Annotated in this window: 21 protein-coding genes, 1 pseudogene and 1 riboswitch; of the genes and pseudogenes, 3 read left to right on the plus strand and 19 right to left on the minus strand. The window is 36.0% G+C overall.

The features are described from left to right. Positions 1 to 2: 2 nt before the first annotated feature. The 7 genes and pseudogenes from argJ to metG all read right to left on the minus strand — a co-directional run. Positions 3 to 1,193 (minus strand): bifunctional glutamate N-acetyltransferase/amino-acid acetyltransferase ArgJ, encoded by a 1,191-nt coding sequence (gene argJ / locus MHB61_RS04955; protein WP_010905565.1) that lies wholly within the window; start codon positions 1,191 to 1,193, stop codon positions 3 to 5. A gap of 11 nt (positions 1,194 to 1,204) precedes the next feature. Further along, positions 1,205 to 2,227, minus strand: a complete 1,023-nt coding sequence (gene argC / locus MHB61_RS04960) for an N-acetyl-gamma-glutamyl-phosphate reductase (RefSeq protein ID WP_014570480.1) — start codon at positions 2,225 to 2,227, stop codon at positions 1,205 to 1,207. A gap of 139 nt (positions 2,228 to 2,366) precedes the next feature. Beyond that, on the minus strand, positions 2,367 to 2,999 hold the full coding sequence (locus tag MHB61_RS04965) for an NAD(P)-dependent oxidoreductase (RefSeq protein ID WP_003132546.1): 633 nt from the start codon (positions 2,997 to 2,999) through the stop codon (positions 2,367 to 2,369). Positions 3,000 to 3,102: 103 nt separating this feature from the next. Further along, positions 3,103 to 3,612: a QueT transporter family protein gene (locus MHB61_RS04970; protein ID WP_031296887.1), complete on the minus strand. Its 510-nt coding sequence runs from the start codon at positions 3,610 to 3,612 to the stop codon at positions 3,103 to 3,105. After that, positions 3,610 to 3,715, minus strand: a riboswitch (PreQ1 riboswitch). Its footprint overlaps the gene before it by 3 nt. Before the next feature lie 300 nt (positions 3,716 to 4,015). Continuing rightward, complete coding sequence (locus MHB61_RS04975) at positions 4,016 to 4,747, minus strand: 3-oxoacyl-ACP reductase (RefSeq protein WP_003132542.1); 732 nt, start codon at positions 4,745 to 4,747, stop codon at positions 4,016 to 4,018. A gap of 16 nt (positions 4,748 to 4,763) precedes the next feature. Next, positions 4,764 to 5,003 (minus strand): DUF2829 domain-containing protein, encoded by a 240-nt coding sequence (locus tag MHB61_RS04980; protein ID WP_011835550.1) that lies wholly within the window; start codon positions 5,001 to 5,003, stop codon positions 4,764 to 4,766. A 205-nt stretch (positions 5,004 to 5,208) separates the two neighbouring features. Next, positions 5,209 to 7,206 (minus strand): annotated as a pseudogene (gene metG / locus MHB61_RS04985) (methionine--tRNA ligase); the annotation flags it as partial. A gap of 172 nt (positions 7,207 to 7,378) precedes the next feature. Here metG and MHB61_RS04990 point away from each other — a divergent pair. From MHB61_RS04990 to MHB61_RS05000, 3 genes are all read left to right on the plus strand, one after another. Further along, the gene (locus MHB61_RS04990) at positions 7,379 to 8,236 is read left to right on the plus strand and encodes an exodeoxyribonuclease III (protein ID WP_021722957.1); all 858 of its coding nucleotides are present in this window, start codon (positions 7,379 to 7,381) and stop codon (positions 8,234 to 8,236) included. 82 nt (positions 8,237 to 8,318) lie between these two features. Then, complete coding sequence (locus MHB61_RS04995; RefSeq protein ID WP_003132535.1) at positions 8,319 to 8,882, plus strand: GNAT family N-acetyltransferase; 564 nt, start codon at positions 8,319 to 8,321, stop codon at positions 8,880 to 8,882. Positions 8,883 to 8,975: 93 nt separating this feature from the next. After that, complete coding sequence (locus MHB61_RS05000) at positions 8,976 to 9,719, plus strand: DeoR/GlpR family DNA-binding transcription regulator (RefSeq protein WP_003132534.1); 744 nt, start codon at positions 8,976 to 8,978, stop codon at positions 9,717 to 9,719. Between the two features lie 166 nt (positions 9,720 to 9,885). Here MHB61_RS05000 and MHB61_RS05005 read toward each other — a convergent pair whose 3' ends face one another. The 12 genes from MHB61_RS05005 to fabZ form a co-directional block, all read right to left on the minus strand. Further along, on the minus strand, positions 9,886 to 10,236 hold the full coding sequence (locus MHB61_RS05005; RefSeq protein ID WP_003132532.1) for an arsenate reductase family protein: 351 nt from the start codon (positions 10,234 to 10,236) through the stop codon (positions 9,886 to 9,888). A 75-nt stretch (positions 10,237 to 10,311) separates the two neighbouring features. Next, positions 10,312 to 10,566 (minus strand): metal-sensitive transcriptional regulator, encoded by a 255-nt coding sequence (locus tag MHB61_RS05010; RefSeq protein WP_003132530.1) that lies wholly within the window; start codon positions 10,564 to 10,566, stop codon positions 10,312 to 10,314. A 26-nt stretch (positions 10,567 to 10,592) separates the two neighbouring features. Beyond that, positions 10,593 to 12,236, minus strand: coding sequence for an FAD-dependent oxidoreductase (locus MHB61_RS05015; protein WP_137015950.1), 1,644 nt, complete (start codon positions 12,234 to 12,236; stop codon positions 10,593 to 10,595). Then, a complete protein-coding gene (locus MHB61_RS05020) occupies positions 12,233 to 12,541 on the minus strand; it encodes a rhodanese-like domain-containing protein (protein ID WP_003132527.1) in 309 nt (102 codons plus the stop codon). Before MHB61_RS05020 ends, MHB61_RS05015 begins: the two co-directional genes overlap by 4 nt. Before the next feature lie 10 nt (positions 12,542 to 12,551). Beyond that, a complete protein-coding gene (locus MHB61_RS05025; RefSeq protein ID WP_003132525.1) occupies positions 12,552 to 12,854 on the minus strand; it encodes a rhodanese-like domain-containing protein in 303 nt (100 codons plus the stop codon). 131 nt (positions 12,855 to 12,985) lie between these two features. Continuing rightward, a complete protein-coding gene (locus tag MHB61_RS05030) occupies positions 12,986 to 13,225 on the minus strand; it encodes a CsbD family protein (protein WP_003132523.1) in 240 nt (79 codons plus the stop codon). 228 nt (positions 13,226 to 13,453) lie between these two features. Further along, a complete protein-coding gene (cysK, locus tag MHB61_RS05035) occupies positions 13,454 to 14,374 on the minus strand; it encodes a cysteine synthase A (protein WP_003132521.1) in 921 nt (306 codons plus the stop codon). Positions 14,375 to 14,588: 214 nt separating this feature from the next. Next, a complete protein-coding gene (locus MHB61_RS05040) occupies positions 14,589 to 15,731 on the minus strand; it encodes a cystathionine gamma-synthase (protein ID WP_014570476.1) in 1,143 nt (380 codons plus the stop codon). 128 nt (positions 15,732 to 15,859) lie between these two features. Further along, entirely contained in the window at positions 15,860 to 16,654 is a 795-nt protein-coding gene (accA, locus tag MHB61_RS05045) for an acetyl-CoA carboxylase carboxyl transferase subunit alpha (RefSeq protein ID WP_003132518.1), read from the minus strand. Continuing rightward, entirely contained in the window at positions 16,647 to 17,513 is an 867-nt protein-coding gene (accD, locus tag MHB61_RS05050) for an acetyl-CoA carboxylase, carboxyltransferase subunit beta (RefSeq protein ID WP_003132516.1), read from the minus strand. The genes accA and accD overlap by 8 nt, the downstream gene beginning before the upstream one ends. Positions 17,514 to 17,598: 85 nt before the next feature. Further along, the gene (gene accC / locus MHB61_RS05055) at positions 17,599 to 18,966 is read right to left on the minus strand and encodes an acetyl-CoA carboxylase biotin carboxylase subunit (protein ID WP_137015952.1); all 1,368 of its coding nucleotides are present in this window, start codon (positions 18,964 to 18,966) and stop codon (positions 17,599 to 17,601) included. A gap of 393 nt (positions 18,967 to 19,359) precedes the next feature. Then, positions 19,360 to 19,794: a 3-hydroxyacyl-ACP dehydratase FabZ gene (gene fabZ, locus MHB61_RS05060; RefSeq protein WP_003132511.1), complete on the minus strand. Its 435-nt coding sequence runs from the start codon at positions 19,792 to 19,794 to the stop codon at positions 19,360 to 19,362. Positions 19,795 to 19,800: the final 6 nt, after the last annotated feature.

Raw genomic sequence — 19,800 nt, forward strand, 5'->3', positions numbered from 1 at the left:
TCTTAACTTGTATATAAAGCATTAATTTCGACATATTTATAAGTCAAATCACAGCCCCAAGCCTGACCCAAGCCACTTCCAGCATTCAAGTCAGCAATAATTTCAATTTTATCTTCTTTTAATTTCTCAGAAAGAAAAGCTGCATCAAAGTCAACTGGTGTTGAATGATAAAGCACAAGTTCATCTTGAAGTTTTAATTCAATATCAGAAACTTCAAAATTAGCCACCTGACCAATTGACGAAATAATCCGCCCCCAGTTAGGGTCTGCACCAAAAATTGCCGTTTTAACTAAACTTGAACCCACAATTTTTTTGGCAATAAATCGCGCTGTTAAATCATTTGGCGCTCCTTTGACGGTCACTTCAATCAGTTTAGTTGCACCTTCACCATCAGCGGCGATTTGTTTGGCTAAGGACTGACAAACCTTTGCCAGCATTTCTTTAAACAAAAGATAGTCTGAACTTCCTTCTAAAATTTCATTATTTTTAGCTTGGCCATTTGCCATCAACAAAACAGTATCGTTCGTTGAAGTATCTCCATCCACTGTAATCTGATTAAATGTCGTTTCAATAATTTCTGATAATGTTTTTTGTAGTAAAGCTTGAGCAATTTTTGCATCCGTCGTAATAAAAGCAAGCATGGTTGCCATATTTGGATGAATCATCCCCGATCCCTTACAAACCCCGGCCATATTCACGATTTGACCCCCAATTTCAGCTTCAAAGTTAATTGTTTTAGTTTGGGTATCTGTTGTTAAAATGGCTTTGGCAAAATATGCTGCTGTCCCTTCATTTTGGGATAACTTTGAAATTCCTGTGGCAATTTTTTCCATCGGAAGCTGTACTCCAATGACCCCTGTTGAGCAAACCGCCACTTCCTCAGCTTTGAGTTCAAATTTTTCAGCAAGCAATTTTTGTGTTTTCAAAGCATTTGCATAACCCTGCTCGCCTGTTACTGCATTGGCAACCGCCGAATTACAAATAATGGCCCGTGCTTGTCCTTTTTTGACAATTTGACGGTCAATCAATACTGGCGCTGCACAAACTTTATTGGTTGTAAAAACGCCAGCAATCGCAGCTGGAACTTGACTTAGTATTAACCCTAAATCTAAGTTTTTATATTTTAATTGTGCATGAACAGCATCTGCCAAAAATCCCTTTGGACTTGCAATTGTCCCTTTTATTTCTTTCATTTCTTCCTCTTCTAAAGACTTGGCATAAATTTCAAGCCTAAACTTTCATCGTAGCCAAATAACTGATTAAAATTTTGTACTGCTTGTCCGGCAGCCCCTTTCATAAGATTGTCAATCACCGAAACAACTGACAAAACATTTGTCACTGGATTATAAGCTAATCCAATATCGCAAAAATTGGTCCCAATCACATCTGAGAGTTGGGGCATTTGTCGTCGAATTCTGACAAAGTTTTTTGTCGCATAGACCTGTTCATAAGCATTTTTTATCGTTTCAAAATCAAAATCAGCTGCAACTTTTGCATAGCTACTAACAAAAATCCCTCGACTCACAGGAATTAAAGAAGTTGAAAATTGCAAGGCTTGAAAATTTGAATTCCAAATCTTCAATTGTTGAGCAATTTCTGGAATATGTTGATGACTATTGATTTTATACATGGACATATTATCGACAACATTCACAAAATGACTCGCGTCAGACAGACCTTTTCCGGCTCCCGAAAGTCCTGACTTGGCATCCACAATGATTGAGTCTAAATCAATCATCTTATTTTTAACTAACGGATAAAGTGCAAGTAGTGTGGCTGTTGCATAGCAACCTGGATTCGCTATATAGTTAGCTTTTGCTTGACCAATGTCTGCCAGATTATATTGAGCGCTTAATAAATATTCATTTTTTAAATTTGTATTTTTATACCATTTATTGTATATTTCTAAATCAGCTAATCGAAAATCTCCTGATAAATCAATGACAGGAAAATTATTATCAATAAACGTTAAAGCTAATTTTTGACTAACACCCGCTGAGGTTGCAAAGAAAACTGCATCACATTCTGCCATAATTTCTTCTTCATTAAATTCACTGATAGTCAAGTCAGTCAAGCCTTCAAGTTGCGGAAAGTGTTCTGATAATTTTTCTCCATAATGACTTGTTGCATATATTTTTGTTACTTCTACTTCTGGATGATAATAGAAAATTCGGAACAGTTCTAAGCCGCTATAACCTCTAATTCCGACAATTGCTACTTTTTTCATATTTACACACTTTCTATGTATTTTTATACACTATACTACTCTATTTTTTATTTGTCAAGAATTTTATGTATTATTATACTTTTTTAAACAAAAAAAGAGAAAGAAATTAATTTCTTTCTCTTTGATAATTCATTAATTTTTAGTTTTCATAAATTCCGATATGTTCATGTTGATGGCTACCATCCTCAATCATATTAAGCACAGCCTCGGCATAATCAGCATATGAAATTCGACTTTTACCCGCTTTATTATGTTCTAAAACATCGCCGGTAATTGTATAATTATTTGTTTGTGCTCCTTCTGGGTCAAAAAATTCTGCAGGAGAGAAGAAGGTCACATTAAGTTTTGATGCTTCATAAATCAAGCTTGCTTTTGCCATTTCTAAAAGAGTTGGATAGTAAGGTAAATCTGTTGGTGTCACATCAAGCAAGAGTTTTTCGTGACTTTCATCAAGATAGAGAGAGCTTGCTCCCCCAACAACAATTAAACGACTATCTATATTTTCAAGAAGTTTTATCATCACATGGGCTACTTTTGAATAATCTTCCTCATGACCTGCCGGTGCCCGATGCGCTAAAACGATTGCATCGAATCCTGCTAAGTCTTCAGAAGTTAATTCAAAAATATCTTTTTCAAGAATAGTAGTCACTTCAACTTTTAATCGTGCTTTATTTCTAACAATGGCAGTCACTTCATGACCGCGCCCAAATGCTTTTTGAGCGATTAAACTTCCTGCCTTACCAGAAGCAGCAATTACAGCAATTTTTTTCATAAAAAGCTCTCCAATCTCTTATTTATTTTAATTATAACAAATTAAGTAATTCTGACTTCTAAAAATGGTTCAAAAAAAACAGCCTGAGCTGCTTTTCATTTATTTAACGACTCAAATCAACTCTTTTACCTAATTTATCCATGACAAATGCCCCGCTAAATAAGCTGGCAAATTCACCTAGAGCTAATGTCCCCCAGGTCAGCAAAAATGGTGTTCCTGCGACAAATTTTAATTCAAGAGCAATGGTGAACATACTTATCGAAAAGAAAATTGCAAAAAAGAAAAATGCTTTATTTAACTGACCATTCCAAAAATAATCTTTTTTAAAGCGGTCAAACAAAAGGACACCAAGACTTAAGAATACTAAAGTTGACAAACCACCGACAATCACATCTACCCAAGTGAAAGATAAAAAGTTTGAAATCATACAACCAATTGTCACCGCAATAATATATTTTTTATTGAAGAAGGCTGTAAAATTCAACATTTCTGATACTCGAAATTGAATAGGTCCGTAAGAAATTGCGCTCAAACCTGGTGTCATCGTTAGAATAACATACAGGGCCGCAACAATTGCGATTGTAACAATATCATAAGTTTTTGATTTTTTCAAAAGGTTCTCCTTTGGCGACAAAATTCGCCTATAATATGCTTGAGCAAAGGGATGAAGGCTCAAGGGTTAACTCACTATTGAGCAACGTTTTTATTTTAGCAGATTTTTTGAGAAATGAAAAGGATTGACAAATATTTGCTTTCATCTAATTATTATTTGGGCATTATCTTCGTTAACGAAGGAATCATTCTTTGTACTCGATAGAAATTCTAACAGGAGCATGAAAATATCCTGCCAACAAAAAAGCAAAAAAATTACTGACAGAAATTTTTTCACAGAAAACAAGCAATTGAACAACTTGTCAGTAAAATCAACAAGTCTGTCAGTACTTTTGTAGTTAATACAGACTTTCCCACAATAAATAAAAGACTTACCAACATGCTGATAAGTCTTTCAATATCTTTTATTTGATTGTCCAGCCACCATCAATTGGGACAATTGCTCCTGACATATAAGAGGCTTGTGGACTTGCTAAAAAGAGGGTCAAATCAGCCACTTCGCGAGGACTAGCCCATCGTTTAGCTGGTGTCTCATCAGCTACCCATTGGGCCATCTGACCATTATTTTCAGTGAAATCAGCCGCATTCATCGGTGTATTGATGGCACCTGGAGCGATGGCTGCTACTTGAATCCCGTGTTGCGCTTCATCCAAAGCTAACTGTTTTGTCAACCCAACAATGGCATGTTTACTGGTCGTATAAGCGACGCCACCACCACCGGCAATCAAGCCAGCAACCGAAGCCATATTGATAATTACTCCTGATTTTTGAGCTTTCATTTTTGGCAAGAATGCTGAAATCATCAAATACATCGAATTGAGATTCGTTGATAAAATTCGTTGCCATTCTGCAAAGTCAGTTTCTTCCAAAGTTTTATAAGCATCCAAAACGCCCGCTGTATTGAGTAAAACATCAATACTTCCCACTTCGTCAGCTAATTTTTCAACTGATTGAGCATCGGAAACATCAAGAATTTTTACTGACAGATTTTTTGAATTAATGATAGATTCGTCAGTAAATTCTTGTAAGTCCACAGCAACAACCTCTGCGCCTTCGGCTAAAAATACTTTTGTTTGAGCCAAGCCAATACCACTGGCAGCACCTGTAATTAGCACTTTTTTCCCAGAAAATTTCATTTTGTAGCCTATCTATCTATTCAACCAAGGCCCAATCATCGGCCAAAACGTCGCAAGGCGTTGGGGCCCACATTGAAAAACCTTCACCCTCTCCCGAGACATTAATCAAGAAATAAGGGGTAACTTCCAACTTCTCACCAGATTCTAAAACAATCGAATCATAGAGTTTAACATAATTTTCGGCACCAGACCAGCCTTGTGTTCTGACTACTTTTTTCCCAGCTTTAAGTAAAGCTAATGCTTCTTCAAAAGTCATTTTTCCCTCCATATTGTTTAAAAAGGGGCTTTCGCCCCTCTTGATTTTACTGATAGAACTGTCAGCTCTGCTGACAATTCCTTTATCTACAACTAAAATGCTCATTATTCAATCGCATTTTACTGACAGAAACCATTGTCGCTCATCGGCAAAAAACATTTTTACTATCATAACAAAATTGTCTGTCAGTAAATTATTCTAGCTATTACCCAATCAATGAACCAGCAGGAACATCATCATCAACGGTCAAGACACGCAATTTTCCATCAAATTCGGCTGACAAAATCATTCCTTGTGAAACGTATTTTTTCATCATTTTACGTGGTTTCAAATTGGCTACGATTTGTAATTTTTTACCTACTAATTCTTGTTCATTTGGATAGAATTGTGCAATTCCTGACAAGATTTGACGTGGTTCAGAATCACCAGCATCCAATTTAAATCTCAACAATTTATCAGAACCTTCAACAGGTTCTACTTCAAGCACTTCGGCAACTTTTAGTTCAATTTTTTCAAAATCATCAAATTTAATTTGTGGTAAAGTTAAATTCAATTCAACTTCTTCAGGGACCCACTCTTTTTCTGGCAATACACCACCAGCCATTTGTAATTTAATATAAGCAACCTCTTCTTCCACATCAAGACGTGGGAAAATAGGTTGACCTTTTGCTACTACAGGATGAGTAAATGAATAGCCAAAAGAAAGATTTTCAAGTGAAAATGATCTTTCATCCATTCCCAATTGCTCAAAGATTTTACCTGATGTTGCACGCATAAATGGTTGTAAAAGTGCACCTGCAATCCGTAAATTTTCTGCCAAATGATACAAAACATTATTCAATTTTGCTTTGTCGTCTTCTGATTTTGCAAGGACCCAAGGTGCTGTTTCATCAATATATTTATTTGTTCTTGAAATCAATGTCCAAACATCAGCCAAAGCTACGTTGAATTCAAATTTATCCATTGCTTTATGGAAATGACTGATTGTTTCTTCAACCACTTCTTCCAAACTTGCATCAAATTCAGTCGAAACTCCAGTTGCTTCGATTTTTCCGTCATTATATTTGTTAATCATTGAAACGGTACGATTCAACAAATTCCCCAAATCATTGGCCAAATCAAAATTAATACGTCCAACAAAGTCTTCTGGAGTGAAAATTCCATCTTGTCCAAAAGAAATCGCACGCATCAAATAATAACGAACTGCATCAAGGCCATAACGTTCAATCAACATCTCAGGATAAACAACATTTCCTTTTGATTTAGACATTTTTCCGTCTTTCATCAAGAGCCATCCATGAGCGAAAATCTTTTTAGGAGCAGGTAAACCTAGAGCATGAAGCATAATTGGCCAGTAAATCGTATGGAAACGAACAATTTCTTTACCAACCATATTAATTCCAGGCCAGTATTTTTTAAAATTACTGTCATTGTCAGAATTATAGCCGAGCGCTGTAATATAGTTCAATAAAGCATCAAACCACACGTAGACCACATGCTTAGGATTAGAAGGGACAGGAATTCCCCAAGTAAAACTTGTCCGTGTCAAAGCCAAATCTTCTAGACCTGGCTTGATGAAATTATTGACCATTTCATTTTTACGAACCTCAGGTTGAATAAAATCTGGATGTTCATCATAATATTGTAAAAGCCAGTCAGCATATTTTCCCATGCGGAAGAAATAAGTTTCTTCTTCAACCCATTCCACTTCATGACCAGAAGGTGCAATGCCACCAGTAATATTTCCAGATTCATCTCGGAAAATTTCTTCAAGTTGTGTTTCAGTGAAAAACTCTTCATCAGAAACAGAATACCAACCCGCATATTTTCCCAAATAAATATCATCTTGTTCCAATAACTGTTCAAAAGCCTTCGCTACGGCTTCTTCATGATAAGTGTCTGTAGTACGGATAAATTTATCATAAGAAATATCCAATTTTTTCCATAATTCTTGAACATCAGCCGCCATTGGGTCCAAGTATTCTTTAGGAGTCATTCCCAATTCTTCGGCTTTTCGTTGAATTTTCATTCCGTGTTCATCAAGCCCTGTTAAATAAAAAGTATCAAAGCCCATCAAACGTTTGTAACGAGCAAGCACGTCGCAAGCAATAGTTGTGTAAGAACTACCAAGATGCAACTTGCCTGATGGATAATAAATTGGGGTTGTAATGTAAAAAGTTTTGTTTTCTGTCATATTTTCCTCTTTCCGAGCAAATGAGGCTCGATATTTGAGAAGATTCTCATCTAAATATTATACCAAAAAACCTCTAAAATCGCATTGTCTGATTAAGTTTGTTATAATTATCATAGAAAAGTTAAGAATTCCTTTAAGTCACAGCTCTTTGGAAATTCTTTTAAAAAATAAAGGAACGATTATGAACTATAAATTTATCTCATGGAATATTGACTCACTCAATGCTGCATTGACTGGAACCTCAGAACGTGCTGCCCTTTCTCTTGCTGTTGTTAAAAATCTTGCCCAAGCACAACCAGACGTTTTAGCCATTCAAGAAACCAAACTTCCTTCTACTGGACCTAAAAAAGCTCATTTGGAAGTTTTGGAAGAACTGTTTAAAGGTTATAAAATCGTCTGGCGTTCATCAGTAGAGCCTGCTCGTAAAGGATATTCTGGAACAATGATTCTTTATAAAGAAACTCTACCAGAACCAGTCATCACTTTTCCTGAAATTGATGCTCCTGAACCTATGGATGCCGAAGGTCGAATCATCACCCTTGAATTTCCTGATTTCTTTGTCACTACGGTTTATACACCAAATGCGCAAGAAGGCCTGACACGACTTGATTTACGTGGAATTTGGGATGATAACTATCGTAACTATCTCACAAGCCTTGATGCTCAAAAACCTGTCTTTGCTTGTGGAGATTTCAATGCGGCCTATACAGAAATTGACTTAGCCAATCCCCGTGGTAATCACAACTCAGCTGGATTTACTGACCAAGAACGTGAAAAATTTGGTCAACTTTTAGAGGCTGGATTTACTGATACCTTTCGTCAACTCCATGGTCAAGTTGAGAAATTTTATGAAGAAGGACGTAGTATTTATACTTGGTTTGCCCAACGTGCAAAAACTTCAAAACTAAATAATTCAGGTTGGAGAATTGACTACTGGCTGGTTTCCAATCGTCTTGCCCAAGCAGTTAAAGTTTCTGAACCCCTTGATTCTGGTGAACGTTTAGACCACGTCCCCATTCTCTTAGAATTTGAACTCTAAAATAAAAGAACCTTAAAGGTTCTTTTTTATTGTCAATAAAACAAATAGAGACTATAATTGAGTAAAAATAGTTGAGGAGAACATGTTTATGGTTAATATAAATTTAGTTTTAGCAGAGCATCAGACCTTACAAACTGAACGCTTGATTCTTAGAAAATTACAACTTGAGGATGCCCCAGAAATGTTTAACTATGCTTCTAATCCTGAAGTTGCTCGTTTTACTAGCTTTGAACCACATGATTCTCTAGAAACAACTAGAGCCACAATTGCCAAGTTTTTTCTGCCGAACAGCCTCTATCATTGGGGGATTGTTGAAAAAACTTCAGGTCAGCTCATTGGTGAAATTTTTCTTAATCCTATCAATGAAAAAACAGTCGAACTGGGTTGGATTTTAAATCAAGACCATTGGGGAAAAGGGATTATGCCAGAAGCTACTGAATGTCTTTTGGCGCTTTCTTTCGATAAATTAGAAGTTAAAGTTATTCAAGCTAAACATTTTACAGAAAATGCAAAGTCTGGACGGGTCATGGAGAAGTTAGGAATGAAACACTTAGGAAAGGTTTATTCTTACTTTCCTAAGTTTAAAAATCCTCTTCTTACAGATTATTGGGCAATTACTAAAGATGAGTATGACTTACTTCATTGACTTACGAACGAAAGGTTTTCTAATAAAAAGGTTTATTTTTTTAGATTTTTGTGGTAGTCTTAAAATATAAAAAAGATGACGAAAGGCTACTAAATGTCCCGTTCTGACGAAATCATTCGCATTGTGAGTGATTATAAAAAAATTGAAGTCAATCAACTTTCACAACTCCTTAATGTTTCAAACGTAACGATTCGAAAAGACCTTGATAAACTTGAAGAGAAAGGAATTATTAATCGCCAGCACGGTTTTGCTTTGATTAATAATACAGATGATATCAATTTTCGTTTAGCCAAAAACTATGATTTAAAGCGAAAAATTGCTGTCAAAGCTGCTGAAAATATTCTTGATGGGGATACAGTAATGATTGAATCTGGTTCTACTTGCGCTTTGCTTGCTGAAGAGTTAGCCTTTAATCGAAAAAATGTCACTATCATCACTAACTCTGTTTTTATTGCCAATTATATTCGTAAATCCGACTCGGTAAAAGTAATTTTATTAGGAGGAGAATATCAAAATAATTCACAGGTCAACGTTGGACCTCTGATAAAAAAGGTGGTTGATGAATTTTACGTTGATAAATTATTTATCGGTATTGATGGTTTTGACCCGGTCCGCGGTTTTAGAAGTAATGATCTCGCTCGTAGTGAAGCCATTCATGTCATGGCTGCTGCGGCTAAGGAAGTGATTATTTTAACTGATGCTTCTAAATTCAACCAAAATGGAACTGTCACCTGTTTTTCATTCCCTGAAATTTCCCAAGTTTTTACTGACAAGTCAATCAATGCAGGAAGTCAAAAAATTCTCGATTTGAAAAAAATAAAGGTTACTACTATCTAATTAAAAATGGACGATGTCCATTTTTTTATTGACAGATTTTCTAAAATATGATATATTTTCTTCATAAGAAAGAATTATGCTTTCGTTTGAAAGTTTTGCTTTTTTTGGAATCTCCTAAGATTTAAATATTATTACATAAAAAAATGAGTCTAACCAACTCATTTTTTTATATTTTTTCATAAGATGATTCTTTAAAACCAATCTGTTGAACTTGACCATTTTTCACTAGTAATGGACGTTTGATAAGCATTCCATTTGACGAAAGAAGTTCTGCCATTTCTTTTTCAGATAATGTTGCTAACTTATCTTTAAGATTTAAGTCACGATAAACTAAACCACTTGTATTGAAAAACTTTTTGATGGGAAAATCTGCTTCTTTAAACCATTTCTCAAAGTTTTTTTGACTCGGTGGGGTTTCCTTCAAATCAATCGCTTGATAATCTATTCCAAGTTCATCTAACTTTGCTTTAGCTTTTCTACAAGTTGAACACTTTGGATACCAATAAAAATCGTACATCTTATCCTCCTTATGCTTTAATTTTATTATAGCATATTAAAAAGGAATTTTTTGGTCCAATTTTCTATGAAAAATCTATTTTTTAATGATTAATTTTATAGCTTGTTCGAGTTTTTCTTCCTTGTCAGTCACTTCTTTATCCAGTAAAAGTTCTTTGAGATTCTCAGCTACGATTAGACCAATCAGGCTATCTAAGCTAGAGCGAACAGCGGTTAATTGAGTCACAACATCAATACATTCCTCTCCAGATTCCATCATCTTAAGTATTCCTGTGAGTTGTCCCGTCGCTCGTTTCAAGCGATTTTTCATTTTTTTGTCATATTTTTTCATCAGTCATCCTTTTCTTGTTTCGCTCCCTAATCAAGTAATTCCTTGGTAACTTTGCTGTATAATCCAAAGGCACCATCCAAATTTTTCACTTTGTAGCCCTCTTGTTTTAGAATACGTTCTGCATTGTAAGAGCGAAGTCCTGACTGGCAGCTAACAATATATTCATTCTTTTTATCGAGTTCATTTAGCCGCTCACGTAAGTCATCAAGCGGAATATTTTGAGAATTTTTAAATTTCCCTTTTGCCAACTCATTTGGATTTCTCACATCAAGTAAGACTTTCCCTTTTGCTAATTCAGCCGCAAGTTCATGCCACTGAATATTTTCTGATTGCCACAAGAGAAGGTTTATTGCGGCATAGCCAGCCATATTTACTGGGTCCTTGGCTGAATCAAAAGGAGGGGCATAGGTCAATTCCAATTCTGGTAAATCAAAAACGGTTAGTTTTGCTTTGATAGCCGTAGATAAAATATCAATTCTTTTATCTACTCCTTCTTTACCAATTGCTTGCGCACCAAATATTTGTCCACTTTCTGGTTCAAAAATTAATTTCAAAACAATAGAAGTTACATCTGGATAATATCCCGCATGATTATTTGCTGTGACATGAACAATTTTATGATTAATCTTTAAACCTCTAAGCTGAAACTCAGAAAGGCCTGTACTTGCCACTTGCAAATCAAAAACACGGACAATGGCCGTTCCAAGTGAACCGCGATTTTTAATTGGTAATCCACTAATGATATCAGCTACCTGACGCCCTTGACGATTAGCTGGAGAAGCCAATGAAATTAAAGCATCCTGCCCTAATTGATTTTTGACAACAATGGCATCGCCTACTGCGTAAATATCCTTAACCGATGTTTCATAATGTTCGTCAACAAGAATTGCATTTCTTAGTCCTAATTTGATGCCCGCACTTTTAGCTAGACTCGTTTCTGGCTGAATTCCCACAGAAAGAATCGTTAAATCCGATTGCAGACTTTCACCATTATCTAGCAAAATTTCGTCATTTTTAAATTCGACAGCTCCTCTATTTGTCATTACTGAAAGATTATTTTTAATTAATTCTTCATTGACAAAAGCTGCCATTTCGCGATCAATGGTTGGTAAAACATGTGGTGCTTTTTCGACGATTGTGACACTTAACCCTCGTTTAGCAAGATTTTCAGCCATTTCTAAGCCGATAAAACCAGCACCAATAATTGTTGCACTTTTAGGAGCTTTGGCTTTCAAATAGGTCATTATTTTATCCACATCAGGAATATTTCGTAAGCTAAAAACATTTGTCGCTTGGTTCAAACCTTTGATTTGTGGAATTAAGGGTTTAGCCCCTGGTGAAAGAATCAATTTATCATAGCTTTCAACATAGCTTTCGCCGTTTGAAACTACAGTCACTTTCTTTCCTTCACTATCAATCGCAATAACTTCGGAATTTTCGCGCACCTCTAGGTTAAAACGGTTTTTTAGAGCTTTAGCAGATTGAACAATTAACTTTTCTCGCTCTGCAATTTCTCCCCCCACATAGTAAGGTAAGCCACAATTGGCAAACGAAACGTAAGGGCCTTTTTCAAAAACGATGATTTCTGCATTTTCGTTAAGACGTCGCAAACGGGTTGCAGCTGACATTCCACCCGCAACTCCGCCAACAATTAATATTTTTTCTGTCATTTTTTAATTTTTCCTCTCCAAGCTCGCATTCCTCCATTTACGTTTGTCACATCATAATTAGCTTTGTTTAATATTTTGTAGGCTTTTTTTGACCGCATTCCCGACTGACAAATTAATAAATACTTTTTGTTTTTGGCTAGAACATGTTCTCCCAATTTACTTAAAGGGATATTTCGAGCGCCTTTTATATGTCCATTTTGAAATTCATGAGCTTCTCTTACATCAATTAATTGTGTTCCTTTTTTTAATTCAGTACTTACTTCTGCTGGACTGATACTTTTTATTTTCTTAAATAATTCAAACATCGTTCTCTCTCTAAAGTCTGTCAGTAAATTCTAAGGGGCCATTCCAAGCAATGGTACCGCCTGAAATATTTATAGTATCAATTCCTTTTGTCGAAAGATACTGACAGGCCCTAGCTGAACGAGCACCTGACTGACAGATAAGATAAGTTCCGTCAGTAATTTCTGCATATCTTTCTTCTAGTTGACTCAATGGAATATTTTTGGCATTAGGAACATGACCACTGTTATACTCAAAATCTTCTCTTACATCTACAATTACTGGATTTTCACTTTCTGTCAGTAATTCTAATTCACTTATGTCAATTGTTTGCATTTTCACCTCTTGATTATTTGATTTATAATAATTATATACCCCCAAGGGTATATAAGTCAAGTTTATTATTTCCAAATGAAAAAACCTAAGTTTTAAATAACTTAGGTTTTGCTTAATTTTGAGAAATTCAATTATTTCTCGTTTTTATGTTTGACAGAGTCAACCGTATCATTAAATTTTTCTGCAACATCTTCAGCTAGGTCAGAAGCTTTGTCTTTGATATTTTCCAAGCCTTCTTTAGCTTTTCCCATAAGTCCTTCTGTTTTACCTTTAGCTTCTAGTTTTTCATCACCAGTTACTTTACCTGTGGTTTCTTTAACTTTTCCACTTACTTTATCTTTTGTTGCATCAAGTTTGTCATTTAAAGCCATTTTAAATCCTCCTAGTAATTGCGATTTTTTCTTTTATTATCATGAAAGTTTCATAATAATTTGTTAGAAAAACTAAATCAGTTAAATTTGTCAATCATTGACTGACAACCAATAATTTACGATTTCCCCTCCTTTAATCTTCTTAATCTATTCTCATTCTAACATCCGTAGCTCAAAAAGTACAGAAAACTGCTCATAAGACAAAAAAAACTTGGAAAATTCCAAGTTTTAATAATCATAGAGTTCTGTTGAAAGATAGCGCTCACCATTGTCAGCACAAAGTGCGAGAACTTTTTGACCTTTGCCAAGTTTTTTTGCCAATTCATAAGCTGCCCAAATTGCTGCGCCAGAAGATATACCTACTAAAAATCCTTCGCTTTTGCCAATTTTTCTTGCGGTCTCTAAAGCCTCATCACTTGTTACATCAATTACACCATCATAAGCTTTCGTATCTAAATTTGGTGACATAAATGGAATACCAATTCCTTGAATGCGGTGTGGACCACTCTCACCTCCTGTTAAAATTGGTGATTCTGCCGGTTCGACAACAAAAGTTTTGATTTTAGAATTTTGACTTTTAAGATAGTGAGAAACACCAGAAATTGTACCCCCAGTGCCTGCACAAGCAACAAATGCGTCCAGGCCATTTTCACCAAATGCTTCAATTATTTCTGGACCAGTCGTTAATTCATGGGCTTTTAAATTAGCTGGATTTTCAAATTGCATTGGCATAAACCAACCATTTTCTTCAACTAATTTTTGACCTAAATCAATGGCAGCTTTGATGCCATCAGCTGCTGGAGTCAAAATCAATTCTGCTCCATAAGCTTGAATAATCTGACGACGCTCTTTTGAGTAACTATCAGGCATGATAATAACCACATTATAGCCTAAAGCTGCACCAGCCATGGCAAGTCCAATTCCTGTGTTCCCAGAGGTAGGTTCAACAATCGTTCCTCCCTTTTTTAAGCGACCATCTGCTTCGGCTTGCCGAATCATTTGTAAAGCAATCCGGTCTTTAACTGAACCTCCAGGATTAAAATATTCAAGTTTTAGATAAATTTCTGCTCCATTTTCTGGACCATTTTTTAGTTTGATAATTGGACTATTTCCAACTAATTCAGTAATATTTTCAACAATTTTTACCATAATTAATTCCTAAATTACTGACAGCTTTGTGTCAGTTCAAGTCAACCAAATGAGCGCTTGAGGCGGGAGATAGATGAATTGTATGCACTTCTGTCAGTAAATTACTTTCAATTTCTACTGTCTAATTTTTCTGTCAGTTCAACAGGACCAATGTGAGCTGTTAAAGTGAGGGAGAAAGGAGTCGTAAGCTTTGCTTACAAGTCTGTCAGTAAAATTATTTTTTTTCAAGTGCTTCTTGGATATCTGTCAGTAAATCTTCAATTGCTTCAACCCCTACTGATAGACGAATTAGGCCATCCTTAATCCCAATTTCTTCACGAAGTTCTTTTGGAATAGAAGCATGAGTCATCACTGCTGGCACTTCAATTAAAGATTCAACGCCACCTAGTGATTCAGCCAACGTAAAATAGCTCAAGTTTTCAACAAAATCTTTGACGGCATTTTCATCCGTTAATTCAAATGAAATCATCCCTCCAAAGGCAGACATTTGTTTTTTAGCAATTTCATGCCCCGGATGGCTATTAAGACCTGGATAATAAACTTTTGAGACGGCTTTAGAAGTTTCTAAAAACTCAGCAATTTTTTGAGCATTTGCCGAATGAGCCTCCATCCGAAGCGCAAGTGTTTTAATACCTCTTTGCACTAACCAGCTGTCTTGTGGTCCAAGAACCGCCCCAATTGAATTTTGTAAAAAGCCAATTTCGCTGGCGAGTTCTTTTGAATTGGTTGTAACTAGTCCTGCCACTACATCTGAATGTCCACCTAAATATTTCGTTGCGGAATGCAAAACAATATCAGCTCCTAAAGCAATTGGTTGTTGTAAATACGGTGTCGCAAAGGTATTATCCACCAGTGTTAAGGCATCATGAGCTTTAGCAATTGCTGAAATTTCCTTAATGTCCAAAACTTTTAATAAAGGATTTGAAGGAGTTTCAAAATAAATAGCTTTCGTTTCTTCTTTAAAAGCCGCTTTCAAGTCATCAAGATTACTCAAATCAACTAAATCATAAATAATCCCTGTCTTTGTCAGCACTTTATCCATCAAACGGAAAGTTCCACCATAAACATCATCAGCTAAAATGATATGATCTCCTGCAGAAAATAGCGAAAGAACCGCATGAATTCCAGCAAGTCCTGAACTAAATGCAAATCCTTGAACACCACCTTCTAAATCTGCAATTAATTCTTCCAAGGCATGACGCGTTGGATTTCCAGAACGTGAATATTCGTATTCTTTAGGTTGTCCAAGTCCGTTTTGTTTATAAGTTGACGTTTGATAAATCGGAACAGATACTGCTCCTGTTGTCTTGTCTGTTGAAATACCACCATGAATTACTTTCGTTTTTATACTTGTCATTGGCCCTTTTCTTTCTATTTTCAATCTAATATAAAGATATCACGAAAGTGTGCCCAGTGCTATAAGATTTTTTTATAGCAGAATTAACTTTTTTTATGTATAAAAAAACGAAGGACATCCTTCGTTTTTTAATATTTTCTAAATCTTTCGTAGCGTTGTTCTGCCAATTCTGTTTCTGTCAGTAATGACAAGTCACCAAGTGATTCTGTCAGTTGTCTTTTCAGATTTTCAATCAGATTTTCCTCAGAAATAATAGCATCAACAAGACCCATTTCTAAAAGATGTGGCGCTGTAATTTTCATCAATTCAGCCGCTTCATCACGACGTGAACCATCTTTCCAGAGAATCGTCGCAAAACCTTCTGGAGAAAGTACTGAATAAACAGCATTTTCTAAAATATATACTTTATTGGCAAGTGCAAGAGCTAATGCTCCTCCTGAACCACCTTCACCTGTGATGAAAGCAATAATTGGAACTTTAAGGTCAGACATTTCCAAAAGGTTTCTAGCAATTGCTTCACCTTGTCCACGTTCTTCTGCTTCAATTCCTGGATAAGCACCAGCTGTATTGATAAACGTAATGACTGGACGACCAAATTTTTCAGCTTGCTTCATCAGTCTTAACGCTTTACGATAGCCATTCGGACTTGGTTGTCCAAAATTAGTAGCTAAATTTTCAGCAAGGTTACGTCCTTTTTGAATTCCAATAACGGTCACAGCTTGATTATTGAAGCGAGCAATTCCGCCGACAATCGCTTCATCATCTGTTAACTGACGGTCGCCGTGTAATTCAAAGAAATCAGTGAAAACTTTGTCAATAATATCTCTTGCCGAAATTCTGTCAGCCGCTCGTGCTTCATTAATAATGTCAGCAATATTTTTTTGTGAAACTTCACCTGTCAGTGAATCAATTGTTTCAGACATTTTCCACCTCCGTATGAAGTTCTAAAAGAAGTGCCAATTTTTGACGTAATTCAGTCCGCTTAACAATTGCATCAACAAAACCATGATTCAAAAGAAATTCAGCTTTTTGGAAATCATCAGGTAAAGTTTGACGGACGGTTTGTTCGATGACACGACGTCCAGCAAAACCAATTAAAGATTGGGGTTCAGCTAAAATAATATCTCCCAGACTGGCGAATGAAGCTGTCACTCCTCCAGTTGTTGGGTCAGTTAAAACTGTAATATAAAAAAGTCCTGCATTTGAATGTCGTTTCACAGCAGCCGAAGTTTTGGCCATTTGCATCAATGACATAATTCCTTCTTGCATTCTTGCACCACCTGATGCCGTAAAAACAATAATCGGCAATTTTTCGGTAGTTGCATATTCAAATAAGCGTGTCAGTTTTTCACCAACAACAGTTCCCATTGAAGCCATGATAAAAGTCGAATCCATAATTGCCAAAGCCGTTTTTTGCCCTTTAATTGTGGCCGTCCCAGTCATAACTGCCTCATCAAGACCAGTCCGTGCTTTTGTTGCCGCCAATTTTTCAGGATAACCTGGAAAATCCAAGGGATTTTTGCTTTCAATTCCAGTGAACATTTCAACAAAAGAATCTTTGTCAGCAACAATTGCTAACCGTTCTTTGGCTGTAATTCGGAAATTGTAATCACAATTAGGACAAACTTTATTTTTTCCTAAATCTTTTTGATAAATCGTATGTTTACAAGCAGGACATTTGGCAAAAAGTTCATCAGGAACTTCTGGCTGCTCGGCTTGCTTTTCAATAATGGAACGATTTGGATTAATTTTAATGTATTTTTTCTTTTGGAAAAGAGCCATCTTTGCATCCTTTTCTCATTTTTTTATAAATTTTACTGACAGATGAATTGTAAGCCATCTGACAATTCTGTCACTAATCTATTGATTAATCTTCTTTTTGATATTCTGGTAAGAAAACATTTCCTAAGAAGCTTGTATCATAATCTCCTGCCACAACATGTGGGTCAGAAATTAATTCTAGTTGGAAATCAACATTTGTAATGACCCCTTCAACGTCAAATTCAAGAAGGGCGCGTTGCATTTTCATCAGTGCTTCAAAACGATTTTCACCATGAACAATGACTTTAGCAATCATACTATCATAATATGGCGGAATACTGTAACCACTGTACATAGCGCTATCAACCCGCAAACCAACTCCACCACTTGGCAAGAAAAGATTAGTAATTTTTCCTGGACTTGGTGCAAAATTAAATTTAGGATTTTCCGCATTAATTCGACATTCAATCGCATGTCCACTAAAAGTCACATCTTCTTGCTTGACAGACAATTCATTGCCATTGGCTACACGAATCTGTTCTTTTACAATATCAACACCTGATACAAACTCTGTGACCGGATGTTCAACTTGAACACGTGTGTTCATTTCCATGAAATAAAACTTACCAGAAGATTCATCAAGTAAGAACTCAATGGTTCCCGCATTTTCATAAGAAACATGCTGAGCAGCTTTAACAGCCGCAGCTGTTATTTCATTTCGTAAAGTGTGTCCAATTGCAACTGACGGAGATTCTTCAAGAACTTTTTGATTATTTCTTTGCAATGAACAATCACGTTCACCAAGATGAATCACATTTCCTTGACTATCTCCTAAGATTTGAACCTCAATATGACGCGCTGGGAAAATCATTCGTTCGATGAACATGGCTCCATTACCAAAAGCTGCTTGTGCTTCCGCTTGTGCTGCCTCAAATGCTGGAACAAGTTCCTCAACATTATTAACCTTACGAATTCCTTTACCACCACCACCAGCTGATGCTTTAAGCATGATTGGATAGCCAATTTCTTCAGCAATTTTTACTGCTTCATCAGTGGTATGAACTTCGCCCTCAGAACCCGGTGTTACAGGAACACCAGCTTTAATCATTTCTGCACGAGCATTGATTTTATCACCCATCATATCCATAACTTTTGCTGACGGACCGATAAATTTAATATTCATTTCTTCACAAAGACGAGCAAATTTTGAATTCTCAGAAAGGAATCCAAAACCTGGGTGAATCGCTTGTGCGCCAGTTGTCACAGCAGCTGACAGAATATTATTCATATTAAGATAAGACTCAGTACTTCTAGCTGGGCCCACACAAATTGCTTCGTCAGCTAAATGAACATGTAAAGCATCGCGGTCTGCAGTTGAATAAATGGCAACTGTACCCACTCCTAATTCACGAGCTGCACGAATAATTCTTACAGCAATTTCGCCACGATTGGCAATCAAAATTTTATTAAACATAGATGTTCTCCATATGGGAAAATACCCCGAGCTTTTGCTCAATGGGTGTTTTGAAAGGAATGATAAAAAAGAAAGTCATTCCCAACAAAACAATTTTTTGATAAATAAAAATAAGTCCGAATTTACCATAAGTAAAAAATCTTATGGTTAAAATAAATTTTTGTTTCTTAATCATAAAAAATATGATTATTTTTAAATGAAGATGAGCTATTTACCTAAGGCAGGACACAACCTGACATCTTCGATATCAGGTCACCTTGACCGTCTTTAATCCATACTCGCTACATCGCTAAAGCGATTAGTCGTAATGGTTATAAGCCTATCTCCACTTCGTTTCGCTGTCCGTTTTCTCTACTTGCTAAAGCAAGTGATAAAAAGGCAAGTACTAAAGCACTAACGCCCTAAGGCAAAAGTCAAAGTTCCTTTAGCCGCCAATTTTCCATCAACAGTTGCTTCTGCTTCAACAACCGCAATTGGACCACGACGTTTGATAAATTTAGCATGTAAGACCAATTGATCTCCGGGAGTGACTTGTTTTTTGTACTTAACATTGTCCATTCCCGCATAAAAAACAAGTTTTCCTTTGTTTTCAGGTTTAGATAATTCTAAAACACCAGCCGCTTGTGCGAGAGCTTCCATAATCAAAACCCCTGGCATTACTGGATATTGTGGAAAATGTCCTTGGAAAAATTCTTCATTAATCGTCACATTTTTAATTGCTGTAATTTCATCCTCAGCAATATCAATCACACGATCGACTAATAGAAATGGATAACGATGAGGCAAAGCCTCCATAATTTCAGTTACATTAATGTTTACTTCAGTCATTTATTC

Source organism: Lactococcus sp. FSL K6-0773, from assembly GCF_038006485.1.
In the GTDB taxonomy this organism is placed as follows: domain Bacteria; phylum Bacillota; class Bacilli; order Lactobacillales; family Streptococcaceae; genus Lactococcus; species Lactococcus lactis.